Below are 1929 nucleotides of genomic sequence, written 5' to 3'. Positions count from 1 at the left end.
GAGCACCTGTCCCGTCCCTCGCCGCGCCACCCCGCCCCCGGAACACCCCGGGAACGGGGCCACCCCGGAGGCCCGCATGAGCGCTCGCCGAAGTCTCGTATGGCTCGGCCTCACACCGGAGCCCGAACAGGAGCTGCCCGCAGCGGTGGCCGCCCTGCGCGCACCGGTGGCCGGCCGTCCCGCCCCGGCCCTGGTCGCCGCCGAGCGCCGACGCGTGGAGCGGCTCGTACTGTGCGGCACCCAGCGCGGCTGGCTGCGCTACCTGCGCGAGGTCACCGACCTGGTCGTCGCGGCAGCCGCCGCCCGGCCCGCCGACCCGCGCCCCGCCCTGGTGGCCGGCGAGGTCGTCCTCGACCACCACCGCATGCTGATCGGCCTGCCCGGGGCGGGCTACGCCCGCACCGCACCCCAACGGCGGGACCTGGAACACGCACTGGCCCGCATGCGGGGCCACCGGGACACCGCCCCGCCCGGCCGTCCCGACCCGTCCGGCCGTCCCGACCCGTCCGGCCCCTCCCAGCCCAGGAGCACCGCATGACCGGCGTCATCTCCCTCCTCCCCGAAGGAGGACCCGGCCTCCTCCTTCCGCACGCCGATGCCGCGTCCGCCGCCGGCCCTTCCGGCGGTGGCGAGGATCTCGCCGGGTACCTCGCCCGGGGCGGCTACGCGCCGCTGCCCGAGCCGCAGCGCCTGCTCGACCGCGTCGCCGGGGCCGGGCTGCGCGGCCGGGGCGGAGCGGGCTTCCCCGCAGCGGTCAAGCTCCGCGCCGTCCGGGACGCGCCCGGCCGGTCCGTCGTGGTCGCCAACGGCGAGGAGGGCGAACCGGGCTCGGTGAAGGACCGCTGGCTGCTGCGCCACCGGCCGCACCTCGTCCTCGACGGACTCCGGCTGGCCGCGGCCATGACCGGTGCCGCGCGTTGCTGGGTGTACCTCTCCGACGCCCCCGCCGAACGGGCCGTCCGCCGGGCACTCGCCGAACGTCCCGCCGGGCCGGCCGTGGACGTCGTCCGCACGGAGCACACCTACGTCGCGGGGGAGGAGTCCGCGGTGGTCCGGCGCGTCGACGGCGGCCCCGCGCTGCCCACGGCCAAACCGCCCCGCCCGTTCGAGAGCGGCGTCGGCGGTGCGCCGACCCTGGTCGCCAACGTGGAGACACTGGCCCGGATCGCCCTGACGCACTCCCGGCCCGACGCGGCCGCCGCCGTCGCCGCCGGTCATCTGGTGACCCTGTCCGGGCGCGGCGGCCGCGCCGGCGGGGCGGCCGTCCTGGCCGAGGTGCCGGCCGGCACCCGGCTGAAGGTCCTCGCCGACCTGGGCGGACACGGCACGGCCGAGGCCGTCCTGCTGGGCGGACTGTTCGGCGGCCTCTACGGCGACGGCTGGCCGGACCTGCCGCTCGACCACGACGGCATGAACGCGGCCGGCACCGCCCTCGGCTGCGGAGCACTGCACTTCCTGCACCCCGGGGACTGCCCGGTCGCCGTGGCCACGGAGGCCGCCGCCTACCTCGCGGCGCAGAGCGCCCGGCAGTGCGGCGTGTGCGTCGCCGGCACCGGAGCCCTGGCCAGCACCCTCGCGGCCGTCGCCCGCGGCGCGACCGGCGACGACGAGACCGGTCAACTGCACCGCTGGTCCCGGCAGTTGCCGGGCCGGGGGGCCTGCGGGCTGCTCGACGCCGCGGCCCGCGTCGTCGCCACCCTGCTCGACCGGTTCCCCGACCGCGTCGACACCCACCGCGACGCCGCCTGCTTGGTGTGCGCGGACCCGGCACCCGAGGACGGCCGCCGATTCAGGGTCCCGGTGCCCTGACCCCGCAGCCCCCGGTCCAGCCCGCCTCGTCCCGCACCTCCGGATGCCCACCGCATCCCGCACTCCCCGAGACGCCCGCTCCCATCTCGCCCCTGCCGAGATGCCCACCGCGTCCCGCCC

General features: G+C 78.5%; 2 protein-coding genes. Both read left to right on the top strand.

Features of this window, described 5'->3' with window-relative positions:
- Nucleotides 1-538, top strand: a 538-nt coding sequence (locus V7E45_RS40005) for a hypothetical protein (RefSeq protein ID WP_333779205.1), incomplete at its 5' end; no start/stop codon positions are given.
- Nucleotides 535-1809 (top strand): NADH-ubiquinone oxidoreductase-F iron-sulfur binding region domain-containing protein, encoded by a 1275-nt coding sequence (locus V7E45_RS40000; RefSeq protein WP_333779204.1) that lies wholly within the window; start codon nt 535-537, stop codon nt 1807-1809. The genes V7E45_RS40005 and V7E45_RS40000, both read left to right, overlap by 4 nt.
- The last annotated feature ends 120 nt before the right edge of the window (nt 1810-1929 follow it).

Origin of the sequence: Streptomyces sp. IBSBF 3136 (assembly GCF_036815105.1) — a bacterium.
In the GTDB taxonomy this organism is placed as follows: Bacteria; Actinomycetota; Actinomycetes; order Streptomycetales; family Streptomycetaceae; genus Streptomyces.
The sequence above is the reverse complement of the archived record's forward strand: the minus strand, read 5'-3'. Positions and strand labels throughout refer to the sequence as shown.